General features: G+C 64.1%; 19 protein-coding genes. 8 read left to right on the top strand and 11 right to left on the bottom strand.

All coding sequences use genetic code 11. The features are described from left to right. Positions 1-239 precede the first annotated feature (239 nt). Positions 240-1,475, top strand: coding sequence for a diguanylate cyclase domain-containing protein (locus tag OU800_RS02170; RefSeq protein ID WP_268180830.1), 1,236 nt, complete (start codon positions 240-242; stop codon positions 1,473-1,475). 294 nt (positions 1,476-1,769) lie between these two features. On the opposite strand, the gene OU800_RS02165 is transcribed toward OU800_RS02170, so the two are convergent. Continuing rightward, positions 1,770-2,507, bottom strand: a complete 738-nt coding sequence (locus OU800_RS02165) for a substrate-binding periplasmic protein (RefSeq protein WP_268184170.1) — start codon at positions 2,505-2,507, stop codon at positions 1,770-1,772. A 225-nt stretch (positions 2,508-2,732) separates the two neighbouring features. Between OU800_RS02165 and OU800_RS02160 the strand changes: the two genes are divergently transcribed. Together OU800_RS02160 and OU800_RS02155 are read left to right on the top strand one after the other, a co-directional pair. Further along, positions 2,733-3,869 (top strand): NAD(P)/FAD-dependent oxidoreductase, encoded by a 1,137-nt coding sequence (locus OU800_RS02160; RefSeq protein WP_268184168.1) that lies wholly within the window; start codon positions 2,733-2,735, stop codon positions 3,867-3,869. 111 nt (positions 3,870-3,980) lie between these two features. Beyond that, positions 3,981-5,792, top strand: coding sequence for an SLC13 family permease (locus OU800_RS02155; RefSeq protein WP_268180829.1), 1,812 nt, complete (start codon positions 3,981-3,983; stop codon positions 5,790-5,792). 27 nt (positions 5,793-5,819) lie between these two features. Here OU800_RS02155 and OU800_RS02150 read toward each other — a convergent pair whose 3' ends face one another. Then, positions 5,820-6,554: a glutathione S-transferase family protein gene (locus OU800_RS02150; protein ID WP_268180827.1), complete on the bottom strand. Its 735-nt coding sequence runs from the start codon at positions 6,552-6,554 to the stop codon at positions 5,820-5,822. A gap of 1,045 nt (positions 6,555-7,599) precedes the next feature. Between OU800_RS02150 and yccS the strand changes: the two genes are divergently transcribed. The 4 genes from yccS (at position 7,600) to OU800_RS02130 (ending at position 12,522) form a co-directional block, all read left to right on the top strand. Continuing rightward, on the top strand, positions 7,600-9,777 hold the full coding sequence (yccS, locus tag OU800_RS02145) for a YccS family putative transporter (protein WP_268180825.1): 2,178 nt from the start codon (positions 7,600-7,602) through the stop codon (positions 9,775-9,777). Between the two features lie 198 nt (positions 9,778-9,975). Next, positions 9,976-11,682, top strand: a complete 1,707-nt coding sequence (locus tag OU800_RS02140; RefSeq protein ID WP_268180823.1) for a diguanylate cyclase — start codon at positions 9,976-9,978, stop codon at positions 11,680-11,682. A gap of 62 nt (positions 11,683-11,744) precedes the next feature. Next, entirely contained in the window at positions 11,745-12,227 is a 483-nt protein-coding gene (locus OU800_RS02135) for a GreA/GreB family elongation factor (protein ID WP_268180821.1), read from the top strand. A gap of 61 nt (positions 12,228-12,288) precedes the next feature. Continuing rightward, the gene (locus tag OU800_RS02130) at positions 12,289-12,522 is read left to right on the top strand and encodes a DUF2789 domain-containing protein (protein ID WP_268180819.1); all 234 of its coding nucleotides are present in this window, start codon (positions 12,289-12,291) and stop codon (positions 12,520-12,522) included. Positions 12,523-12,598: 76 nt separating this feature from the next. Here OU800_RS02130 and OU800_RS02125 read toward each other — a convergent pair whose 3' ends face one another. From OU800_RS02125 to OU800_RS02115, 3 genes are read right to left on the bottom strand one after another with little or no spacing between them, the layout of a single operon-like run. Next, entirely contained in the window at positions 12,599-13,090 is a 492-nt protein-coding gene (locus OU800_RS02125) for a YgjP-like metallopeptidase domain-containing protein (protein ID WP_268180817.1), read from the bottom strand. A gap of 46 nt (positions 13,091-13,136) precedes the next feature. After that, positions 13,137-14,237, bottom strand: a complete 1,101-nt coding sequence (locus tag OU800_RS02120) for a PQQ-dependent sugar dehydrogenase (protein WP_268180815.1) — start codon at positions 14,235-14,237, stop codon at positions 13,137-13,139. Between the two features lie 13 nt (positions 14,238-14,250). Beyond that, complete coding sequence (locus OU800_RS02115) at positions 14,251-14,727, bottom strand: hypothetical protein (RefSeq protein WP_268180814.1); 477 nt, start codon at positions 14,725-14,727, stop codon at positions 14,251-14,253. 358 nt (positions 14,728-15,085) lie between these two features. Here OU800_RS02115 and OU800_RS02110 point away from each other — a divergent pair, with 358 nt between their 5' ends. Next, on the top strand, positions 15,086-15,769 hold the full coding sequence (locus OU800_RS02110; protein ID WP_268180813.1) for a polysaccharide lyase family 7 protein: 684 nt from the start codon (positions 15,086-15,088) through the stop codon (positions 15,767-15,769). Between the two features lie 86 nt (positions 15,770-15,855). Here OU800_RS02110 and fba read toward each other — a convergent pair whose 3' ends face one another. From fba to tkt, 6 genes are all read right to left on the bottom strand, one after another. Next, a complete protein-coding gene (fba, locus tag OU800_RS02105) occupies positions 15,856-16,920 on the bottom strand; it encodes a class II fructose-bisphosphate aldolase (RefSeq protein ID WP_268180811.1) in 1,065 nt (354 codons plus the stop codon). Between the two features lie 167 nt (positions 16,921-17,087). Beyond that, positions 17,088-17,399, bottom strand: a complete 312-nt coding sequence (locus OU800_RS02100) for an MliC family protein (RefSeq protein WP_442964753.1) — start codon at positions 17,397-17,399, stop codon at positions 17,088-17,090. A gap of 25 nt (positions 17,400-17,424) precedes the next feature. After that, positions 17,425-17,610, bottom strand: a complete 186-nt coding sequence (locus OU800_RS02095; protein WP_268180809.1) for a hypothetical protein — start codon at positions 17,608-17,610, stop codon at positions 17,425-17,427. A 99-nt stretch (positions 17,611-17,709) separates the two neighbouring features. Next, a complete protein-coding gene (locus tag OU800_RS02090; RefSeq protein ID WP_268180807.1) occupies positions 17,710-18,870 on the bottom strand; it encodes a phosphoglycerate kinase in 1,161 nt (386 codons plus the stop codon). Positions 18,871-18,881: 11 nt separating this feature from the next. Then, complete coding sequence (epd, locus tag OU800_RS02085; RefSeq protein WP_268180805.1) at positions 18,882-19,928, bottom strand: erythrose-4-phosphate dehydrogenase; 1,047 nt, start codon at positions 19,926-19,928, stop codon at positions 18,882-18,884. An 85-nt stretch (positions 19,929-20,013) separates the two neighbouring features. After that, positions 20,014-22,014 carry a transketolase gene (gene tkt / locus OU800_RS02080; protein WP_268180803.1) on the bottom strand — a complete coding sequence of 667 codons (2,001 nt, stop codon included), beginning with the start codon at positions 22,012-22,014 and terminating at the stop codon, positions 20,014-20,016. Positions 22,015-22,045: the final 31 nt, after the last annotated feature.

The following is a 22,045-nucleotide window of genomic DNA, read 5'->3' as shown; positions in this document are numbered from 1 at the left end:
AGTCCGATCAAAATGCTCATTTACAACTCGTAAACCCGAGTGCGGGCCCAGTGCTTTTTGACTCACTGCGTTCGCCCTTCGGGCCAGCCTTCGGCTGTTACTCCCGCTGGTCGTTGCGGCCGTTTTTGCGGGGCCGCCATCGGTATTGCACTGGCTGCCTCGCCTACGTTCTTCAACGGCCTGCTAATCTGTAACAATCACTGGCCAGCACCACGCCAAGAAGGGGCAGGATCCACTCAATGCGCAATATCCTGGTTATCGAGGACAGCCCGCTGGTACTGAAGATCCTCGCCCACCTGTTCCGCCACGAACCGGATCTGGAGCCGGTCTTCTGTGCCTCGCTGGCCGAAGCCGAAGTGATGCTGGAAACCTCGGCTGGGCTGTTCTTCGCCGCCATCGTCGACCTGCACCTGCCGGACGCCCCCGATGGCGAGAGCGTCGACCTGGTGATGCGCTACCGCCTGCCGTGCATCGTGCTCAGCGGCAGCTACAACGAGCAGCGCCGCGACGAGCTGCTGATGAAAGGCGTGGTCGACTACGTGCTCAAGGAAAGCCAGCACTCCTACGAGTACGCTTTCCGTCTGCTGCACCGGCTGGATCACAACAGCCATATCAAGATTCTCATTGCTGACGATTCCAACGCCCAGCGTCGCTATATCCGCCATATCATCGAACCGCACCATTACCAGATACTCGAAGCCACCGATGGCCAGGAGACCCTGCGCCTGCTCGCCGAGCAGCCGGACATCGACCTGCTGATCCTCGACCATGCCATGCCCGGTGTCAGCGGTTTCGATCTGGTGAAGATGCTGCGGCAGAAACTCAGGCTCAGCGAGCTGATCATCATTGGCGTCTCGGCCGACCCCAAGGGCTCGCTCAGCGCGCAGTTCATCAAGCATGGCGCCGACGATTTCCTGCGCAAGCCGTTCTGCCCCGAGGAGCTGAACTGCCGGGTGATGAACACTCTGGAGCGCCGTGACCTGCTGCAGGCCCTGAAGAAGGCCGCCGAGTACGATGCCCTCACCGGCCTGCGCAATCGCCGCTCCTTCTACGAGCGCGGCGTGCGCATGATCCAGCAAGCACAGCAGGCTGGGCAGCCTCTGAGCGTGGCCATGCTCGACATCGATCACTTCAAGCACATCAACGACGGCTTTGGCCACGCCAGCGGCGACAGCGCCCTGGTGGTGTTCGCCAAGGCCTTCGTCAGTATCTTTCCCGATGCGCTCACGGGGCGCCTGGGTGGCGAGGAGTTCGCCCTGCTCAGCCAGCTCGATACGGCCAGGCTCTGCGAGATGCTCGAACAATTACGCCAGCGCTGCGCTGCCCTGCACTATGCCAAGGAAGCACCGCCGCTATCCTTCAGCGCCGGCCTTTATCACGGCCCGACCGAGGATCTGGAAAGCATGCTGCACGAGGCCGACCAGCGCCTTTACAAAGCCAAGCAGCTTGGCCGGGCGCGCACCGTCACCGACTGATGGGCACCTCTAAAAACTACCTCGGCTTTGGCTTCCTGCGTCGCTATACCTCCTGCATCCATGCAGTCGTGCGTTGCCATCGCTGCGTTAAAAACAGTCTCGTGCGCGAGTCCGATCAAAATGCTCATTTACAACACGTAAACCCGAGTGCGGGCCCAGTGCTTTTTGACTCACTGCGTTCGCCCTTCGGGCCAGCCTTCGGCTGTTACTCCCGCTGGTCGTTGCGGCCGTTTTTGCGGGGCCGCCATCGGTATTGCGCTGACTACCTCGCCTACGTTTTTAGAGGTGCCCTGATCAGAGGCCCATACCATGACGGCGAAAGGTTTCGGCGTAACGGCCGTCGGCCTGCATGGCCTGGATCGCCTGATCGAAACGCGTGGTGATCTCGGCATGCCGCGGGTGGCTGAGGCGCACCAGAATCCGCAGACCGTTCTCGCTCAATGGTGTGGGCAGAAACTCCAGCTCATCGCGCAGGGGGGCCAACTCACGCCCCAGGTGATAACGCGCCACCCATTCGTCCTCCAGGGCTAGCTGCACACGCCCGGCATGCAACATGCGCGCAGCACTCTCGAAGCCACTGACGCCGACGCGTTGCAAATGCTCGTCGTGGTCGAACTCTGGCGAATAGGCATAGCCACGCACTACGGCAATGCGATAGGGATAGAGGTCGACAAGCCGGGTAAAGGCGATATTCGCCCCCTTGCGCTGGATCAGCCGAATACGATTGAGCAGGTAGGGCTGGGAGAAGTGGCCGAACAAGGTGCGCTCGTCGCTGAACCAGGCATTGATCAGCACATCGTGCTCACCACGCTTGAGGCCCAGCACGGCTCGCTGCCAGGGTGCCTCGCTGTAGACCGTGCGGTAACCGGCCTGGTGCAGCGCCTGCTGCACCAGATCACTGGCCAGGCCATTTTGCGGCAAGCTGTGATCGTTGAATGGCGGCCAGGGGTCGGCCACCAGACGTAGCAACTCACCGGCGACCAGCGGTGGCGACAGCAGCGCCAGCAGAAACAGGGCACGCACGCTGAACATGTCCGGAGCGGTTCCTTTTTCCATGGCAGGGTCTTTAACTCATAGCAGGTGCTGTGCCACAAGTCATATCCAGCCTAGGGGCTGTTGCCGTTTCACGCACGGCCGCGTCGAAACGGCAACAGACCCTAGGTTAAGATGCGCGCACTTTAGCCCAGATCGAACCCTCGGGGAGTCCATCCGTTGCAAACCGACGTACTGATCATCGGTGCCGGCGCCGCCGGCCTGATGTGCGCCGCCAACGCAGCGGCGCGTGGGCGCTCCGTGCTGGTGCTGGATCATGCCAACAAGGCGGGCAAGAAAATCCTCATGTCCGGCGGCGGGCGCTGCAACTTCACCAACCTGTATTGCGAACCGGGCAACTTCCTCTCCGGCAATCCGCACTTCTGCAAATCGGCATTGGCGCGCTTCACCCAGTGGGATTTCATCGGTCTGGTGGCCAAGCACGGCGTGCCCTATCACGAGAAGAAACTCGGTCAACTGTTCTGCGACAACAAGTCCAGTGACATCCTCGAACTGCTGCTGGCCGAATGTGCCGAGGCCGGCGCCGAGCTTCGCCTGAACACGGCGGTGCACGGCATCGAGAAAACCGCAGACGGCTTTCATCTGAGCAGCGACATCGGCGAGCTCGACTGTCAGTCGCTGGTGATTGCCACAGGCGGGCTGTCGATTCCGACCCTCGGCGCCACCGGTTTCGGTTACCAGGTGGCCAGGCAGTTCGGCCACGAGGTGCTGCCGACCCGCGCAGGCCTGGTGCCCTTCACCCTTACCGATCCGCAGCTCAAGGCGCTGTGCACGGAGCTCTCCGGCACTTCGGTGGAGGACTGCCGGGTGAGCTGCAATGGCCAGAGCTTCGTGGAGAACATCCTGTTCACCCACCGCGGTCTTTCCGGCCCGGCGATCCTGCAGATTTCCTCCTACTGGCAACCGGGCGATACCGTGCATATCGATCTGCTGCCGCATATCGACCTGCCCGAGTGGCTGGCCTCGCAGCAGCGCGAGCGCGGCAACAGCGAGCTGAAAACGCTGCTGGCCGAACTGTTCACCAAAAAGATGGCGGCCCTGCTGGTGGACGCCTGGTTCACCAACAAACCGCTCAAGCAGTACACCCCGGGCGAGTTGAAGGCCATCGCCGAACGTCTGGGCGACTGGCAACTGGTGCCAGCCGGCACCGAGGGCTACCGCACCGCCGAGGTCACCCTGGGCGGGGTGAACAGCGACGAGGTGTCATCCAAGACCATGGAATCGCTCAAGGTGCCTGGGCTGTATTTCATCGGCGAGGTGCTGGACGTCACCGGTCATCTGGGCGGCTTCAACTTCCAGTGGGCCTGGGCGTCCGGTTACGCAGCCGCGCAATACGTCTGAAACCGAAAATGGTGCGCCCCAGCCGATAACGTAGCTGGAACTGCCGACGCGGCGCAGACTCTGCTATGAACAGCAGACGCGAAGCTGCGTACAACAAGGACGCCCCGCCTCATGACCTTCGAGCAAGGCCAGATATTCCTCATTCTCGTTGCCAGCATGGGCTTGTTCATCTGGGGGCGCTGGCGTCATGACGTCGTGGCGCTCGGCGCATTGCTGGCCTGCGTCATCGCCGGCCTGGTGCCCGAACGCGAGGCCTTCGCCGGTTTCGGCCACCCGGCGGTGATCACCGTCGCCTGCGTGCTGGTGCTCAGTCACGGTCTGCAGCGCACCGGCGCGGTCAGCCGACTGGCGCAGCGCCTGCTGCCCAGCGGCGCAGGCAAACTGCTGTCCATCGCTGCGCTGACCAGCCTTGGCGCCCTGCTCTCGGCGTTCATGAACAACGTCGGCGCGCTAGCCCTGCTGATGCCCATTGCCCTGCAGATTGCCGCACGCCTGGAGTTGCCACCGGGGCGCGTGCTGATGCCACTGGCCTTCGGCACCATTCTCGGCGGGATGACCACCTTGATCGGCACGCCGCCGAATCTGATCGTGTCCAGCTTCCGCGCCCAGCATGGCGGCGGCGCCTTTGCCATGTTCGATTTCAGCCCGGTCGGCGTCGCCGTGGCGCTGACGGGTGTGCTATTCATCAGTCTGCTGGGCTGGCGTCTGGTACCCAGGCGCGAAGTGGGCAACGCCGCCAGCTTCGACACCGGCCATTACCTGACCGAGGCGCGCGTCAAGGAAGGCGGCAAGGCCCAGGGCAAGACCCTGCGCGAGATCGAACAACTGCTCGATGAGGCCGACGCCCAGGTGGTGGCCATGGTGCGCAACAAGCTGCGCCTGACCGCGCCCAACCCACGGCGCGTACTGCAGGCCGACGACGTGCTGGTGATCGAGGCCGACCCGCAGGAGCTGGGTGAAGTGCTCGGCCAGCTGGATCTGTTACTGGAGGCCGAACGTGAAGCCAAGGAGGCCGAACAGAAGGAAGACAAGGACGGCGAAACCGAGAAGAAGGCCAGCCACAGCGAAGACCGCGCCATGCAGGAGTTGCTGGTCAAGCCCGACTCCTCGCTGATCGGCCGCTCCGCCAGCAGCACGCGCCTGCGCAGCCGCTATTCCATCAACCTGCTGGCTATTTCCAGGCAGAGTCACCGTTCGATCAAACGCCTGCGCTCGACCCCGTTCCAGAGCGGCGACGTACTGCTGATGCAGGGCAGCGCCGAGGATATCGGCGAGTTCGCCAACGACTACGATTGCGTACCGCTGGCCGCCCGCGCGATCAACATTCCCGACCCACGCCAGGCCAACCTCGCGCTCGGCATCATGATCCTGGCCATCGTCGCCGCGGCCTTTGGCCTGCTGTCCACGGCGATCGCCTTCGCTTGTGGGGTACTGGCCTACATGCTGCTGCGCCTGGTGCCGTTGCGCGCTGTTTACGAATCCATCGACTGGCCGGTGATCGTGCTGCTCGGTGCCTTGATCCCGGTGGCCGGGGCGATGTCCACCACCGGCGCGGCCGACCTGCTGGCACGGGTGCTGATGGAAAACCTGGCACAGGGCAACGCCACCATCACCCTGACCCTGCTGCTGATCGTCACCATGACCCTGTCGGATTTCATGAACAACGCGGCGACCGCCGCAGTGATGTGCCCCATCGCCCTGAGCGCCGCCAACCAACTCGGCGTCAGCCCGGATGCGCTGCTGATGGCGGTGGCCATCGGCGCATCCTGTTCGTTCCTCACGCCCATCGGCCACCAGAACAACACCCTGATTCTCAGCCCGGGCGGCTTCCGCTTCGGTGATTACTGGCGCCTGGGGCTGCCCCTGGAAATACTCGTGGTGCTGGTCAGCGTGCCGCTGTTGCTGTGGGTATGGCCGCTTTGAAGCGGCGCATTACCTTGCCTGCTGCACTCAGAACGAGGCCCGCCTGATCGGGCCATGCTCGCGCTCATAGGCCTGGCGGATACGCGTGAACCAGGCAGCCAAGGCCGAATCCTCGGCCCAGGGCTGCGCGCCCAGGCACCAGGCCCAGAGCAGCATACCGGCCAGCAGGTAGTCGCAAGCACCGGGGGCCTGGCCTTCGAGGAAGGGCTGATCACGCAGCCACATTTCCAGCGACGCAACGCCTTCGCGGAACAGCCGTTCGCCGCCCTGCGGGTCGGCAAAGTCTTCCAGACGCATGCCCAGCATCTGTTCGCGGCTGCTGCGGAAATACTCGCGGTCAGCCGGGTCGATCACCTGCCCGATCCGCGGGAGCAGGATTTTCAGCAGCGGTATGCGCACCATGTGAAAGCTCAGGCGCTCCACCAGGCGTGCGCGCTCGGCCGCCAGCCCATCGCCGAGCAGTGGCCGCTCTGGGTAGCGCTGATCCAGGTAGGCGAAGATGGCCAGGCTGTCATGTACCGACTGGCCGTCATCCACCAGTACCGGTACCAGCTTCTGCCCGGAGAATTCGATCAGCGCCTTCTCGCCGAAGCGGATCGGCCGACTGTGGAAATCCAGCCCCTTGTGCGCCAGGGCCAGGCGCACCCGCCAGCAATAAGGGGAAAACAGCAGTTCGCGATCGGCACCGCACAGTTCATACAGCTCTCGCATGGTCTTCTCCTCGATATCCAGCGCGAACGGCTCTTCTTTGGCAAAGAACATAGCGCAGGCTCATCGTGCAACCAACGCCGCCATCACCACCTCGACCAGGCTTTCCCAAAGGGCGAACGCGGTGAGTCAAAACGCTCGGAGTCTTGATAGCGGACGGGCAAGTTTGTGTTGGCGTGTTGGTTGTTCGGGTGCTTGTTCCTAATTGCCGCGTTTTTGCTGATGTTTCTGGTTTCGCCCTCCCGGGCGAGTCACTTTTGACGGGCAAAAGTAACCAAAACCCTCCGCCCGGTCATCCGGCCCTCGCTGCGCGAGGGTTCGCTCACTCCATCGCCGTTCCAGAGGCCCGCCGCGAAGGGCCATCCATGGCCCATCGCGGCTCTCGCGACATCCATGTCGCTCAACCTCTTCCACGACGATTGCGTTCGCCCTCCTGGGCGGGCTCTGCACGCGCCTGAACCTGCGGTAACCCAGAAGTAGCGTGGAGTGCTTGAACATGGGTCAGCCTTAGGGCTGACCTGAATGCCGGCTACAAGCCGGCAAGCTGTTCAAGCGAATGAAACTATGCGAATGAAAGTTTTAGTTTAATTCGGCAGCCAAATCGCGGCTCCACAGCTACCAGAGCAAGCCGGGCATGCCCGGAACCGATGTACGTTCAGGCGCGCAAATTCCCCCTTCAGGAGGCCGAGCGTAGGCATTGCGCAGGGAGCGAGCGGCATGGATGCCGCGAGAGGCGTAATGGGCCAGGGATGGCCCATGTACGCCGACCCCGGAGCGGTGCCGGAGTGAGGGGAGTCGAGCGAAGCGAGACCCGGATGGCGGGGGTGCGTTTCTTTTGCTTACTTTTCTTTGCGCATTTCAAAGAAAAGCGAGTCGCCCGAGGGGGCGAAACAAGAAGCCCCAGCAAACACCGAAGCGGCGTCCAGAACACCAACACAGGCCAACAAGACAACACAAACTTGCCAATCCGATATCAAGCCTGACTGCCTAGAGGGCCTCTATCTTGAGCCTGTTTTAAACGCCCCGATGACTACGCAGGTAGTTCTTAGAGGCGCCCGACTCGGGTAGTCTGCTCGCATCGTTTCAAACAAGGCCTCGTATGCCCCGCCCCAGCCTTCGCCAATCCCTTCGTCGCCTCTGGGCACTGGACAAGTTCAGCAGTGGCCTGCGGGTGTTCATCGCCCTGGCCGGCGCCCTCGCGCTGTGCTGGTGGCAGGGCTGGACCCACGACCTGATCCCCTTGTTTCTCGGGGTGATCGCCTGCGCCCTGACCGAGACCGACGATAGCTGGCAAGGCCGCCTGGGCACCGTGCTGGTGACCCTGCTGTGCTTCAGTGCGGCGGCTTATGCGGTGGAGTTCCTCTTTCCCTATCCCTGGCTGTTCGTCATCGCCCTGGCGCTGTCCACCTTCGCCCTGGTCATGCTCGGCGCCCTGGGCGAACGCTTCGCCACCCTTGGCTCGGGCACGCTGATCCTCGCCGTGTACAGCATGATCGGCGTCGAACAGCGCGGCGGCGTCGCCGGCCTGTGGCTGGAGCCCTTGCTGCTGGTGGCCGGCGCGGCCTGGTACGGGCTGCTGTCGGTGATCTGGCACGGTCTGTTCACCCACCAGCCGGTGCAACTGGCGCTGGCCCGCCTGTTTCGCGAACTGGGCCGCTATCTCAAGCTCAAGGCCGCGCTGTTCGAGCCCCTGCGCCAGCTCGACGTGGAGCCCCGGCGCCTGGCCCTGGCGCAACAGAACGGCCGGGTGGTGTCGGCGCTCAATGCGACCAAGGAGATCATTTTGCACCGGGTCGGCAATGCCCGCCCCGGGCCGAAGGTCAATCGCTACCTCAAACTGTACTTCCTCGCTCAGGACATTCACGAGCGCGCCAGTTCCTCGCACTACCCCTACAACGAGCTGGCCGAAGCCTTCTTCCACAGTGACGTGCTGTTTCGCTGCCAACGCCTGCTGCGCCTGCATGGCGAGGCCTGCGAGCGCCTGGCCGGCGCCATCGAGCTGCGCCAGCCGTTCGAGTACCGCGAGCTGTGCAGTCAGGCGCTGGAGGATCTGCACGCCTCGCTCGATCACCTGCACCTGCAGAGCAACCCGGCCTGGCGCAGCCTGCTGCGCTCGCTCGGCGCCCTGGCCGGCAACCTGGCCAGGCTCGATCAGTTGCTGAGCAACGCCAGCAATCCCGACGCCCTGGCCGAGGAGCAGGACAATACGCTGCTCGACCGCGAGCCGCATTCGCTGCGCGAAGTGGTCGAGCGCATCGGCCAGCAGCTCACCCCGACCTCGCTGCTGTTTCGCCACGCCCTGCGCCTGTCCATCGCCCTGGCCGCCGGCTACGGCCTGCTGCATCTGATCCACCCGGCGCAGGGTTACTGGATCCTGCTGACCACGCTGTTCGTCTGCCAGCCCAACTACGGCGCCACCCGCCTCAAGCTGGTGCAACGTATCGCCGGTACCCTGCTGGGCCTGGGCCTGGGCTGGGCGCTGTTCGACCTGTTCCCCGATCCGCGCGTGCAGGCACTGTTCGCGGTGGTCGCCGGGGTGGTCTTCTTCACCACCCGCGCCACCCGCTATACCCTGGCCACCGCCGCCATCACCCTGCTGGTGCTGTTCTGCTTCAACCAGGTCGGCAATGGCTACAGCCTGTTCATCCCACGCCTGGTCGATACCCTGCTCGGCGGTCTGATCGCCGGCCTGGCGGTATTCCTGATCCTGCCGGACTGGCAGGGCCGGCGCCTGGGGCGCATGCTCGCCGGCACCCTGAGCTGCAACAGCGCCTACCTGCGCCAGATCATGACCCAGTACGCTCAGGGCAAGCGCGACGATCTCGGCTACCGCCTGGCCCGGCGTAATGCGCACAATGCAGATGCCGCGCTGTCCACCACCCTTGGCAATATGCTGATGGAGCCCGGGCACTTTCGTAAGGACGCCGACCTGGGCTTCCGCTTCCTGGTACTGTCACACACCCTGCTCAGCTACCTCTCGGCACTGGGTGCGCACCGTGGCGAACGCCTGCCCGAGACCGAACAGGCCCGCCTGCTGGAACACGCCGAACGCATCGCCTGCAGCCTCGACGAGATCGCTGCGTGCCTGCGCGACCAGCGACCATTGGCCATCCATAGCGACAGCGAAGAGCACCTGGCCGAGGAACTGGAGCAGATTCCGGAAGACGCCGACGAGCGCCAGCGTCTGGTGCAGACGCAACTGGCCCTGATCAGCCGCCAGCTAGGGCCACTTCGCACCCTAGGCAACCATCTGCAGAAAGAACGCAATCGGCGCTGAAGCCGAATCTTGGCGCCATTTAGCCGGCACATAGCGTTTTTTCGCTGCACGCTAGCGACACAAGGCAGCTTTCTGCCAGTATGCGGAGCACGTCAATGATTCGGCCTTATCCCGATGTCTGCAGCCCGCCCTCCGGCATATCCGACACTGCTATGGTCGTTACTGGTTCTGTGCCTGCTGCTGCCTGACGCCCATGCCATGACCCGCCTCGGCGATGACACCCCGCCCATCGACCTGCAAGCGGTCGCCTATTACCTCGCCGACCCACAGGCCAACCTCAGCCTGGCCGACGTACAGGCCGCCACTGCCCCCTTCCGCCCAGCCAGCGAGCGTCATGATCTCGGCTTTGGCTACGTACCTGGGGTGATCTGGCTGCGCCTCGAGTTGCAATCCAGTGCCCATGAAATACGCCACTGGCGCCTGGAGCTGAACTACGCCTCGCTGGACGAAGTGCGCCTCTACGATGTCGGCACTGACGGTGTACGGCACGCGCGCAGCGGGGATACCGTGCCCTATCCCGAGCGCGCCATCGGCCATCGCTACCCGGTGTTCGAGATCACCCTGCAACCGGGCGAGCAGCGCACCCTCTACCTGCGCGTCGACACCCGCGGCAGCATGACACTCAGTGGTGGGCTGATGTCGGAACACGACTTCGAGCAGCACAGCCAGAACGGCTATCTGGTGCACGCCATCTACTGCGGCGTACTGATTGCCCTGGCCCTGTACAACCTGCTGCTGTTTCTCGCCCTGCACGAGCGGCCTTTCCTCAACTACGTGCTGTTCATGGCCGTCTTCGCCCTAGCCGTGCTTTCGCTCAACGGCTTCGGCGCACAATACCTGTGGCCGCACGCCGCGCCCTGGACCAACCGCATGCTGCCCTTCAGCCTGACCCTGGCGGCGCTGCTGGCAGCGGTGTTCGCTCGCAGCTTTCTGGATACGCGCAAATGGCTGCCGCGCTGGGACCGCGTGCTGCAGATCCTCTGCGCAGCCACCGCCCTGGCCTGCCTGGCCACCCTGCTGCTGCCCGTGCAACGCGCCCTGCAGACCATGTCCCTGACTGGCCTGAGCGTGACCCTGACCCTCTTGCTCACCAGCTTCGTCTGCATCGGCTACCGCGTGCCAGGGGCACGCCTGTTCGCCCTGGCCTGGCTGATGCTGCTCGGCGGCGCAGTGACTCTGGCACTGCGCAACTTCGCCCTGCTGCCCTCGAACTTCTTCACCCTGTATGCCATGCAGATCGGCTCCGCACTGGAGATGATCCTGCTGTCGTTCGCCCTGGCGGCACGCTTCATCGAGCTCAAACGGCAACGCGAAGCCTCCCTGCAGATGAACGAGCGCAGCCTGGAAAAGCGCGTTTACGAGCGCACCCAGGCGCTGGAGAATGCCAACCGACGCCTCAGCGAACTGGCCCTGCTGGATCCGTTGACCGGCCTGGCCAACCGCAACGCCCTGCAGCAGCATCTCGATCAGGCCCTGCAACGCAGCCTGCGCGGCCATGAGTTGCTGGCAGTCATGCTGATCGATCTCGATGGCTTCAAGCCCATCAACGACCAGCACGGCCATGCCTTCGGCGATCTGGTGCTGGCCGAGGTCGCCCGACGCCTGCGCCACTACCTGCGCGAGGTGGATCTGCCGGCGCGCCTGGGTGGCGATGAGTTCGTCGCCGTCTGCGAACGCGTGCTGTCGGCCGAAGACGCACAGGATCTGGCCAAGCGCTTGCTGGAAGGGCTGGACACGCCCATGCATATCGAAGGCCGCACGGTACGCGTCGGTGCCAGCATCGGCATCGCCCTGAGCTATGGTGCGGACGACGCCACCCGCCTGATCCGCCGCGCCGACAAGGCGATGTACCAGGCCAAGGCCGAGGGCCGCAATCGCGTGCGCCTGTGCCAGGAACAGGCCTGACGGGCTGGACAGCGGCACGCCGGCCTGGGATAAACGCGGCTTTCCCGCTCGCGACACCGACCATGGACAAGCACCAGCTCCTGCAGCAGGTCTTGCAGCACCTGCAAGCCGACCTCGATCAGGCCCATCAGGCGGCGCTCAGCGCCCATGAAACGGCAACCCACGAAGAGAACGTCGCCGAGAACAAGTACGACACCCTCGGCCTGGAAGCCGCCTACCTGGCCAGCGGCCAGGCGCGCCGCGTCGAAGAACTGCGCCAGACCCTGATCACCTGGCGCCAGCTAAGGCCACGACCGTTCGACGACGCCCATGGCATCGAACTGGGCGCATTGATTCTGCTGGCCAGCGAAGACGGCCACGAGCAGTGGCTGTTTCTCGGCCCGCAGGGCGCCAGCATGAAACTGCAGCACGCCGGGCAGAGCATTCAGGTACTGAGCAATGCCACACCGCTGGGGCGCCTGCTGCTCGGCAAACACCCTGGCGATGAAATTACCCTGTCGATGGGCCAGCGGCTGCAGGCCTTCGAGATATTGACGGTCGATTGAGCGGAACTATCTGAACCGGGGTTGGTACTTAGGGATAAGCGTTACGTTTGGAGAAACTACCATGGAAAAGCCCGTCCACAGCCTGCCTGCGCTGTTCAAGCAGCTCGGCCTGCCTGACGATGCCGCCAGCATCAATGCTTTCATCAGCACCCATTCGCCGCTGCCAGACGCCTGCAAGCTGTCGGAGGCGCCGTTCTGGACGCCGGCCCAGGCCGCGCTACTGCGCGAGGAAATTCTCGAAGACGCCGACTGGGCGCCGGTGGTCGACCAGCTCAACCTGCGCTTGCACGGCTGAGCATGCAGGGTGCGCCTGTCCGTGGTGCGCATAGCGCACCCTACGGATCGCGTCGTGCCCTTGCTCTTGCACGCTATCAGGCCGAGCCCGTCATCTCGCGCCAGGTCAGGTACATGCGCAGGTCGAACTCGATCTGCACATAACCCGGCAGCATGTGCTCGCAGAGCTTGTAGAAGGCCTTGTTGTGCTCGGCCTCCTTCAGGTGAGCCAGCTCGTGCACCACGATCATCTGCAGGAAGGCCGGCGCTGCATCACGAAACAGCGAGGCAACGCGAATCTCCTTCTTCGCCTTGAGCTTGCCGCCCTGCACCCGCGAAATCGCCGTATGCAACCCGAGGGCACGATGGGTGAGATCGAGGCGGTTGTCGTAGAGCACTTTGTCGATGGCCGGCGCGTTCTTCAAGTGCTCCTGCTTGAGTGCCATCACGTAGGCATACAGCGCCTTGTCGCTCTGCACCTCGTGACGGCCCGGATAGCGCTGCGCCAGGTAGTCGTCCAGAAGGTCGTCGGCGATCAACTGGCGCACCTGCTGCTGGATGGCCACAGGGTAGCCCTGAAGGTATTTCAACGAAACGGATCCATGCTGAAGGAACGAGCCTGCAGTGTAACGCGCCTCAGTCGGCCGGTACGACCCGTAGCAGCCGCCCCTCGGCATTGTCGGTAAGCAGGTAGAGGGCGCCATCCGGCCCGCTGCGCACATCGCGGATACGCTCACCCAACTCCTCGAAGAGGATTTCCTCACCGGCCAGCATGTTGTCCTGTACGCGGATACGCCGCACGCTGCGTTCGGCCAGGGTGGCGGCGAACAGGTCACCCTGCCAGGCGGGGAACAGCGCACCGTGGTAAAGGGTCAGGCTCGCCGGTGCGACCGAGGGCGTCCAGTGCAGCAAGGGCGCGCTCAGGCCCGGCAGTTCGGTATAGGGGCTGACCCGCGCGCCGGTGTAGTCGACACCGAAGGTCGCCAGCGGCCAGCCATAATTCTGCCCGGCCTGGATCAGGTTCAATTCGTCGCCGCCGCGCGGGCCATGCTCATGGCTGTACAGCCGCCCGCTCTTGGCATCGAAGACGATGCCCTGCACGTTGCGGTGGCCGAGGCTGTAGATCTCCGCTGCCGCGCCTCGCTGGGCCAGCAACGGATTGTCCGGCGGCACGCTACCGTCGCGGTTCAGGCGCACGATCTTGCCCAGATGATTGCCCGGGTTCTGCGCTTGCTCACGCCAGTCGAAGCCATCGCCCAGGGTCAGCACCAGAGTCTTGTCGGCGAGAAAGGCGATGCGCCCGCCATAGTGAGCAGCGCCAGCCTTGAGCGGCTGCGCGGTGAACAGTACCTCGAGATCCTGCAGCTCGTCGCCGACCAGACGCGCACGAACCAGCCGAGTGTTGTTGGCCTCGCTATCACCATGGGCGTAACTCAGGTACAGCCAGCGATTGTCCGCATAGTCCGGATCCAGCGCCACCTCCATCAGCCCCGCCTGGGCCGCGAAGAAGGCCTCCGGCAGCCCGGCGATGGGGTCCTGCGCCAGGCGACCATCCGCCTCGATCAGGCGTAGACGCCCGACCCGCTCGGTGACCAGCATGCGCCCATCCGGCAGGAAGGCCAGCGACCAGGGGTACTCCAGCCCCTCGGTAAGGGTCTCGATACGGTAATCCTCGGCTTGCACCGAAAGGCTGAGCACGAGTGCAGCGCCCAGTGCGGCGAGAAAGGGTTTCAACATGGCAGCGACCTTGTCACGGCGAATCGGAATGGGTTGGCTGCGTTCTGTAGCGCGCGCGCCGTGCGAGCTGACCGAAGAGCAGCGCGCCGGCACTGCCGCAGGCCATCAGCCCCAGAGTGCCCAGGGGTTCACGGTCGGCGGCGATCAACGTCGGCATCGGCGCCAGGGCATTGGCCAGGGCCAGCGCCAGCCAGATCGCACTGGCGCCTGCCACCAGAAAGATGACCCAGCGCAGATGGCGCAAGTGCCGCGCCAGCCAGAGCGCCAGCGGCAGGGCGATGACGAAGCCGGCACTGGCCAGCAGTGCGAAGGTGGGGGCAAAACCGAGCAGATCCAGGCCGGTGGTACCCAAGCGCACACCGAACGGAACCGGTGCGCCCAGCGCCTGCAGGGCAGCGAGGTTGCTTTGCGTCTGAAAGATCGAGGCGAAGCTGCTAGCCAGCAACACGGCAAGGACGAAGGCGGACAGCAGGCGCGGCAGGCTGTGCATGAAAGGCAGTTCCGAGCGGTAATGCCCGGATTATGGCGTAGGCCGCCGTTCGCCACGGCCTGGGTGTTTTACAGGGTTTTACCTAGGGTTCGTTGCCGCTTCACGCACGGCCAGATAAGGATGATTCTCCACTTCAGAAGAGACTTTTTATTGACGCCAATAAAACGACGAACGGTGCTCACGCATTGGCCAGAATTGCCGTTATAAAGCGCGCCACGAGCGCAGCCAGCGCTCGTGACAGGCAGCCCTGCCACCTTCTAGCTCGCGTGTCACCCGCTGGAACGCCAAGTAAGCCGTTACTGACTCCTGGACGAGATGTGCCCCCCGACTGAAGTTTCCTCTTTCAGGAGCTTTGAGTATGATCGAACTCGCCATGTGGAATCTCAGCATTCCAGTCGGCGTACCCGCCACCACCATCGAGACCCGCATACTGGCCGGTGGTTATCAGGATCACTATTTCCAATCCAAGGATGGCGCCATCTTCTTCTGGTCACCGGTCAACGGCACCACCACCGAGAGCGCCAAGTACCCGCGCAGCGAGCTGCGTGAGACTTACCCCGACGGCAACCTGCGCAACTGGACCTACCCCGGCGCCGATCACTTCCTGCGCGCCGCGCTGAGCGTCAGCCAGGTGCCGTCCACCGGCAAGATCGTCATTGGCCAGATCCATGCCTACAAGAGCTCGATGCCGCTGCTCAAGCTGGAGTACCAGTACAAGACCAAGACGGCTACCGGCAATATCGTCGCCAAGGTGCGCATGACGCCGGACGCCGAAATCCAGACGGTGACCGTGGCCAGTGGCATCCTGCTCAATCAGGCGTTCAGCTATGCGATCAACCTCAAGCCTGATGGCACCCTGGCGATCCAGCTCAACAACAAGAGCTGGAGCACCCACCTGGACACCTCCTGGGCCGCCAAGCCGCTGTACTTCAAGGCCGGCGTCTACACCCAGGACAACACCGGCTACGAGACCGAAGCAGGGGCCGCGCGCTTCGATCAGCTAAGCATCGAGCATCGCGCGCTGGTCAGCAGCGCACCTTGAGGAGCAAACGGCAGGCATGAAAAAGCCGCGACGCTTGCGCAGTCGCGGCTTTCGGGCGGACGCGGCGGGCGTCTGCCCGCAGTCGATCAGTTGACCTTGGCGGTCAGTTCGCCGCTGGCGTAACGCTTGAACATGCCTTCCAGGGAGATCGGCTTGATCTTCGAGGCATTGCCGGCGGTGCCGAAGGCCTCGTAGCGGGCGATGCAGATGTCGCGCATGGCTTCGATGGTTTTGGCGAAGTACTTGCGCGGGTCGAACTCGGCCGGGTTCTGCGCCATGAAACGACGGATGGCGCCAGTGGAGGCCAGACGCAGGTCGGTGTCGATGTTGACCTTGCGCACGCCGTGCTTGATGCCTTCGACGATCTCTTCGACCGGCACGCCGTAGGTTTCCTTGATGTCACCACCGTACTCGTTGATGATCGCCAGCCAGTCCTGCGGCACCGAGCTGGAGCCGTGCATCACCAGGTGGGTGTTGGGGATGCGCTTGTGGATTTCCTTGATACGCTCGATGGAGAGCACGTCGCCGGTCGGCGGCTTGGTGAACTTGTAGGCGCCATGGCTGGTGCCGATGGCGATGGCCAGGGCGTCGACCTGGGTGGCCTTGACGAAGGCTGCGGCTTCTTCCGGGTCGGTCAGCAGTTGGCTGTGATCCAGCACGCCTTCGGCGCCGACGCCGTCTTCTTCACCGGCCATACCGGTTTCCAGGCTACCCAGGCAACCCAGCTCACCTTCCACGGACACGCCGCAGGCATGGGCGAAGGCCACGGTCTGCTGGGTGACGCGCACGTTGTAGTCGTAATCGGCTGGAGTCTTGCCGTCTTCCTTCAGCGAGCCATCCATCATCACCGAGGAAAAACCCAGTTGGATGGAGCGCTGGCACACGTCCGGGCTGGTACCGTGATCCTGGTGCATGCACACCGGGATATGCGGGAATTCTTCGATCGCGGCAAGGATCAGGTGGCGCAGGAAGGGTGCGCCAGCGTACTTACGGGCACCGGCGGAAGCCTGGACGATGACCGGCGAATCGGTCTTGTCGGCGGCTTCCATGATCGCGCGCATCTGCTCGAGGTTGTTGACGTTGAAGGCCGGCACGCCGTAGCCGAACTCAGCGGCGTGGTCGAGCATCTGGCGCATGCTGATAAGTGCCATCTTTGAAGCTCCCGATATGGGTTGTTTGATATGCAAGCCTGCCGCAGGGGCAGGCTCGGTTCAAGCCTGGAAAACAGCCGCAAGCTACAAGCTGCAAACGACAAGTAGAAGCGCGAGCAGCACCCCACGCTTTTCTTGCAGCTTGAGGCTTGGAGCTGGTAGCTACTCTATTGTGCCTTGCAGCCCCGGCCGATCAGGTCGTCAGTGGCCGTCCAGTACACCAGCCCTTCGTCACCCTTGGTGTGGAAGGACAGATTGCCGTCACTGTACAGCGCACCGGAAGCAGCCGGCTCCAGCTTCAGGCGGTGCACGACGTCGTCGCCACCCAGGCGCACATCGACCTGCTCGCCCTCGCTGTCAGCCAGGCGCCAGAACACCTCGGCCTGGCTGTCGCAGACCCAGCGGGTCCACTGCTCAGGCGCCGTCTGCTGCTGGCTGCACGCCCCCAGCAGCAGCGTCATGGCGGTCAGCGCCGTCAGTCTTGCAATCATTCAGTACTCCTTGTCAGCAACGCTGCTCTGCGGGCTCACCCGTCGGCTGGCCGCTGTTCTGTTCGATCTGCTGGTCGTTCTGCGTGGCCGGGGTTTCGATCTGCGCGGGGCTGAATACCTCGCAGGCCGACTCCCGTGCGCCACCGGCACAACCGGCCAGTACCAGGGTGATGCATCCCAACGCTGCTAGCTTGCCCATGACATGACTCCTTGTTCGGGGGTTCAGTTTCAACAGACCACTCGATCACGCCAGGGTTTTATGCACGAGGCGAAAGACCTGCGCCCTTCGCCTCACTAGTCACTTGGCGCGCTGCTCCAGCACCTCGACCGCCGGCAGCACCTTGCCTTCGACGAACTCGAGGAAGGCACCACCGCCCGTGGAAATGTAGGAGATCTGCTCGGCCACGCCGTACTTGTCGATGGCCGCCAGGGTGTCACCACCGCCGGCAATGGAGAACGCCGGGCTTTCGGCGATGGCCTGGGCCAGGGCCTGGGTGCCGTTGCCGAACTGGTCGAACTCGAACACGCCGACCGGGCCGTTCCACAGGATGGTCTGCGAAGCCTTGAGCATCTCGGCGAACTGCTTGGCGGTCTGCGGCCCGATGTCGAGGATCATGTCGTCCTCGGCCACGTCCTTGACTGCCTTGACGGTGGCTTCGGCGTCCTCGGCGAAGGCCTTGGCCACCACCACGTCCACCGGCAGCGGCACGCTGACCTTGGCGGCGATGGCCTTGGCGGTGTCGACCAGGTCGGCCTCGTACAGCGACTTGCCCACCGGCAGGCCGGCTGCGGCGAGGAAGGTGTTGGCGATGCCGCCGCCGACGATCAGCGAGTCGCAGATATCGGCCAGGGAGTTGAGCACGTCCAGCTTGGTGGACACCTTGGAACCGGCGACGATGGCCAACATCGGGCGAGCCGGCTTGTCCAGGGCCTTGCCCAGGGCATCCAGCTCGGCGGCCAGCAGCGGGCCGGCGCAGGCCACCTTGGCGAACTTGGCCACGCCATGGGTCGAGCCCTGGGCGCGGTGGGCGGTGCCGAAGGCGTCCATGACGAACACATCGCACAGCGCGGCGTACTGCTGAGCCAGCTCGTCAGTGTTCTTCTTCTCGCCCTTGTTGAAGCGCACGTTCTCCAGCAACACCAGCTCGCCGGCCTTGACCTCGACACCGCCAAGGTAGTCCTTGACCAGCGGCACGTCGCGGCCGAGGGCCTTGCTCAGGTAGGCCGCCACCGGCGCCAGGCTGTCTTCCTCGCTGTAGACGCCCTCTTCCGGGCGCCCCAGGTGCGAGCAGACCAGCACCGCAGCGCCTTTTTCCAGCGCCAGCTTGATGGTCGGCAAGGATGCGAGGATGCGCGCGTCGCTCTTGACCACACCGTCCTTCACCGGAACGTTGAGGTCTTCGCGGATCAGCACACGCTTACCGGCGAGGTCGAGATCGGTCATCTTCAGAACGGTCATAGTTCAGTCCTTCAAGGGGCTGGATTGGCTTTGTGTAAGAAATGTTCAGCGACATCGAGCATGCGGTTGGCGAAGCCCCACTCGTTGTCGAACCAGGCCAACAGGTTGACCAGACGCGGGCCGGACACGCGGGTCTGGCTGCCGTCGACGATGGCCGAATGCGGGTCGTGGTTGAAATCGCAACTGGCGTGCGGCAGCTCAGTGTAAGCCAGCAGGCCCTTGAGCGGCCCGCTTTGCGCCGCCTGGCGCAGCACCTGATTGATCTCGGCGGCACTGGTGTCACGGGCGGTCTGCAGAGTGATGTCCAGACACGAGACGTTCACCGTCGGCACGCGGATGGCCTTGGCCTGGATGCGCCCGGCCAGCTCCGGCAGCAGGCGCTCGATACCGCGCGCCAGGCCGGTGGACACCGGAATCACCGACTGGAAGGCCGAGCGCGTGCGACGCAGGTCTTCGTGGTGGTAGGCATCGATCACCGGTTGGTCGTTCATCGCCGAGTGGATGGTGGTAATGGAGACGTACTCCAGACCCACCACCTCATCGAGAAGTTTCAACAGCGGCACGCCGCAGTTGGTGGTGCAGGAAGCATTCGACACCAGGCGCTCGCTGCCCGTCAGGCAATTCTGGTTGACGCCGTAGACGATGGTGGCGTCGATATCCGCCTCGCTGGCCATCGGCTGCGACAGCAATACGCGCGGCGCACCGGCGGCGATGAAACGCTCGGCCTCGGCGCGCGTGGTGTACTGCCCGGAGCATTCCAGCAGCAGGTCGATATTCAGCGCTGCCCAGTCGATGGCTTCCGGCTCGCTCTGACGCAACACCTTCACGCAATCGCCGTTGATGTGCAGGCAGTCGCCATCGACCTTCACCTCGCCGGGAAAGCGCCCGTGGGTGGAGTCGAAGCGGGTCAGGTATTCGAGACTGGCCTGGTCGGCCAGATCGTTCAGCGCAACGATTTCCAGGCGTGCCCCGGCGCCACGCTCGTGCAAGGCACGCAGCACGCACCGACCGATGCGGCCGTAGCCGTTGAGGGCAACGCGATAGGGGCGTCGTGGCATAGCGGCAAGCCGCAAGCTTCAAGCTGCAAGTAACAGCCGCAGGCAGAGCACATCCCTGCTTGCGGCTTGCAGCTCGTGGCTGGCGTCAGTCCTCCAGCAGGTCTTCGGCAGTGGCAACGACGTTGTCGACGGTGAAGCCGAACTCCTCGAACAGCGCGGCAGCCGGCGCCGACTCGCCGAAGGAGGTCATGCCGATGATGCGCCCTTCCAGACCGACGTACTTGTACCAGTAGTCGGCGTGCGAGGCTTCGATGGCGATGCGCGCCCCCACTTCCAGCGGCAACACGGCCTGCTTGTAGGCGGCGTCCTGCTGGTCGAACACGCTGGTGGACGGCATGGACACCACGCGCACCTTGCGCCCCTTCTCTTCCAGCTTGGCCGCTGCCTGCATGGCCAGGCCGACTTCCGAGCCGGTGGCAATCAGGATCAGTTCCGGCTCGCCGGCGCTGTCCTTGAGCACGTAGCCGCCACGGGCCACATCCGCCAGTTGCTGGGCGTCGCGGCTCTGGTGCGGCAGGTTCTGGCGGCTAAACACCAGGGCGCTGGGGCCATCTGCACGCTCGATGGCATGCTTCCAGGCCACGGCCGATTCCACGGCGTCGCAGGGACGCCAGGTGTCGAGGTTCGGCGTGCCACGCAGGCTGGCCAGTTGCTCGATCGGCTGGTGGGTCGGGCCATCCTCGCCGAGGCCAATGGAGTCGTGGGTGAACACGTAGAGCACGCGCTTCTTCATCAGCGCGGACATGCGCACGGCGTTGCGCGCGTATTCCATGAAGATCAGGAAGGTGGCGCCGTAAGGCACGAAGCCGCCGTGCAGGGCGATACCGTTCATGATGGCGCTCATGCCGAACTCGCGCACACCGTAGAACAGGTAGTTACCGGCAGCGTCCGCTTCCGAAACGCCCTTGCAACCCTTCCACAGGGTCAGGTTGGAGCCGGCGAGATCCGCCGAACCGCCGAGGAATTCCGGCAGCAGCGGGCCAAATGCGTTGAGGGTGTTCTGGCTGGCCTTGCGGCTGGCGATGGTCTCGCCCTTCTCGGCCACTTCACGCACGTAGGCGGCGGCCTTCTCGGCGAAGTCGGCCGGCAGCTCGCCGGCGATGCGGCGTTTGAACTCGGCAGCCAGCTCGGGGAAGGCGGCGGCGTAAACGGCAAACTTGTCGTTCCAGGCGGCTTCGGCGGCAGCGCCGGCAGCCTTGGCGTCCCACTCGGCGTAGATCTCGGCGGGAATCTCGAACGGGCCATGGTTCCAGCCCAGCGCGGCGCGGGTCAGGGCGATCTCGTCATTGCCCAGCGGCGCGCCGTGGCACTCTTCCTTGCCCTGCTTGTTCGGCGAACCGAAGCCGATTGTGGTCTTGCAGCAGATCAGGGTGGGCTGATCCAGGGTCTTGCGCGCGGTCTCGATGGCGATCTTGATCTCTTCGGCGTCGTGCCCGTCGACATTGCGGATCACCTGCCAGCCATAAGCCTCGAAGCGCTGCGGGGTGTCGTCGGTGAACCAGCCCTCGACCTCGCCGTCGATGGAGATGCCGTTGTCGTCGTAGAAGGCGATCAGCTTGCCCAGGCCCAGGGTGCCGGCCAGGGAGCAGACCTCATGGCTGATGCCTTCCATCATGCAGCCGTCGCCGAGGAACACGTAGGTGTGATGGTCGACGATGTCGTGGCCTTCGCGGTTGAACTGCGCGCCCAGCACCTTTTCGGCGATGGCGAAGCCGACGGCGTTGGCGATGCCCTGGCCGAGCGGGCCGGTGGTGGTCTCCACGCCCGGGGTGTAGCCGTATTCCGGATGGCCCGGCGTCTTGCTGTGCAGTTGACGGAAGTTCTTCAGGTCGTCGATGGACAGGTCGTAGCCGGTCAGGTGCAGCAGCGAATAGATCAGCATCGAGCCATGACCGTTGGACAGCACGAAGCGGTCACGGTCGGCGAAGCTCGGATTGCTCGGATTGTGCTTGAGGTAGTCGCGCCACAGCACCTCGGCGATGTCCGCCATGCCCATGGGGGCACCGGGGTGGCCGCTGTTGGCTTTCTGCACGGCATCCATGCTGAGGGCACGAATGGCATTGGCTCGCTCACGACGGCTGGGCATCGCTGAAATCTCCTACGGGGGCTGCTTCACG

It is taken from the genome of Pseudomonas sp. GOM7, from assembly GCF_026723825.1.
In the GTDB taxonomy this organism is placed as follows: Bacteria; Pseudomonadota; Gammaproteobacteria; order Pseudomonadales; family Pseudomonadaceae; genus Aquipseudomonas.
The sequence above is the reverse complement of the archived record's forward strand: the minus strand, read 5'-3'. Positions and strand labels throughout refer to the sequence as shown.

What these genes read in the sequence shown, in the direction of transcription:
- OU800_RS02135 (WP_268180821.1), top strand. Translation starts at nt 11,745, where the DNA reads ATGGACAAGCACCAGCTCCTGCAGCAGGTCTTGCAGCACCTGCAAGCC.
- OU800_RS02090 (WP_268180807.1), bottom strand. Translation starts at nt 18,870, where the DNA reads ATGACCGTTCTGAAGATGACCGATCTCGACCTCGCCGGTAAGCGTGTG.
- fba (WP_268180811.1), bottom strand. Translation starts at nt 16,920, where the DNA reads ATGGCACTTATCAGCATGCGCCAGATGCTCGACCACGCCGCTGAGTTC.
- OU800_RS02095 (WP_268180809.1), bottom strand. Translation starts at nt 17,610, where the DNA reads ATGGGCAAGCTAGCAGCGTTGGGATGCATCACCCTGGTACTGGCCGGT.
- OU800_RS02120 (WP_268180815.1), bottom strand. Translation starts at nt 14,237, where the DNA reads ATGTTGAAACCCTTTCTCGCCGCACTGGGCGCTGCACTCGTGCTCAGC.
- OU800_RS02140 (WP_268180823.1), top strand. Translation starts at nt 9,976, where the DNA reads ATGACCCGCCTCGGCGATGACACCCCGCCCATCGACCTGCAAGCGGTC.
- OU800_RS02170 (WP_268180830.1), top strand. Translation starts at nt 240, where the DNA reads ATGCGCAATATCCTGGTTATCGAGGACAGCCCGCTGGTACTGAAGATC.
- OU800_RS02155 (WP_268180829.1), top strand. Translation starts at nt 3,981, where the DNA reads ATGACCTTCGAGCAAGGCCAGATATTCCTCATTCTCGTTGCCAGCATG.
- OU800_RS02165 (WP_268184170.1), bottom strand. Translation starts at nt 2,507, where the DNA reads ATGTTCAGCGTGCGTGCCCTGTTTCTGCTGGCGCTGCTGTCGCCACCG.
- tkt (WP_268180803.1), bottom strand. Translation starts at nt 22,014, where the DNA reads ATGCCCAGCCGTCGTGAGCGAGCCAATGCCATTCGTGCCCTCAGCATG.
- OU800_RS02130 (WP_268180819.1), top strand. Translation starts at nt 12,289, where the DNA reads ATGGAAAAGCCCGTCCACAGCCTGCCTGCGCTGTTCAAGCAGCTCGGC.
- epd (WP_268180805.1), bottom strand. Translation starts at nt 19,928, where the DNA reads ATGCCACGACGCCCCTATCGCGTTGCCCTCAACGGCTACGGCCGCATC.
- OU800_RS02110 (WP_268180813.1), top strand. Translation starts at nt 15,086, where the DNA reads ATGATCGAACTCGCCATGTGGAATCTCAGCATTCCAGTCGGCGTACCC.
- OU800_RS02150 (WP_268180827.1), bottom strand. Translation starts at nt 6,554, where the DNA reads ATGTTCTTTGCCAAAGAAGAGCCGTTCGCGCTGGATATCGAGGAGAAG.
- OU800_RS02160 (WP_268184168.1), top strand. Translation starts at nt 2,733, where the DNA reads ATGTGCGCCGCCAACGCAGCGGCGCGTGGGCGCTCCGTGCTGGTGCTG.
- yccS (WP_268180825.1), top strand. Translation starts at nt 7,600, where the DNA reads ATGCCCCGCCCCAGCCTTCGCCAATCCCTTCGTCGCCTCTGGGCACTG.
- OU800_RS02115 (WP_268180814.1), bottom strand. Translation starts at nt 14,727, where the DNA reads ATGCACAGCCTGCCGCGCCTGCTGTCCGCCTTCGTCCTTGCCGTGTTG.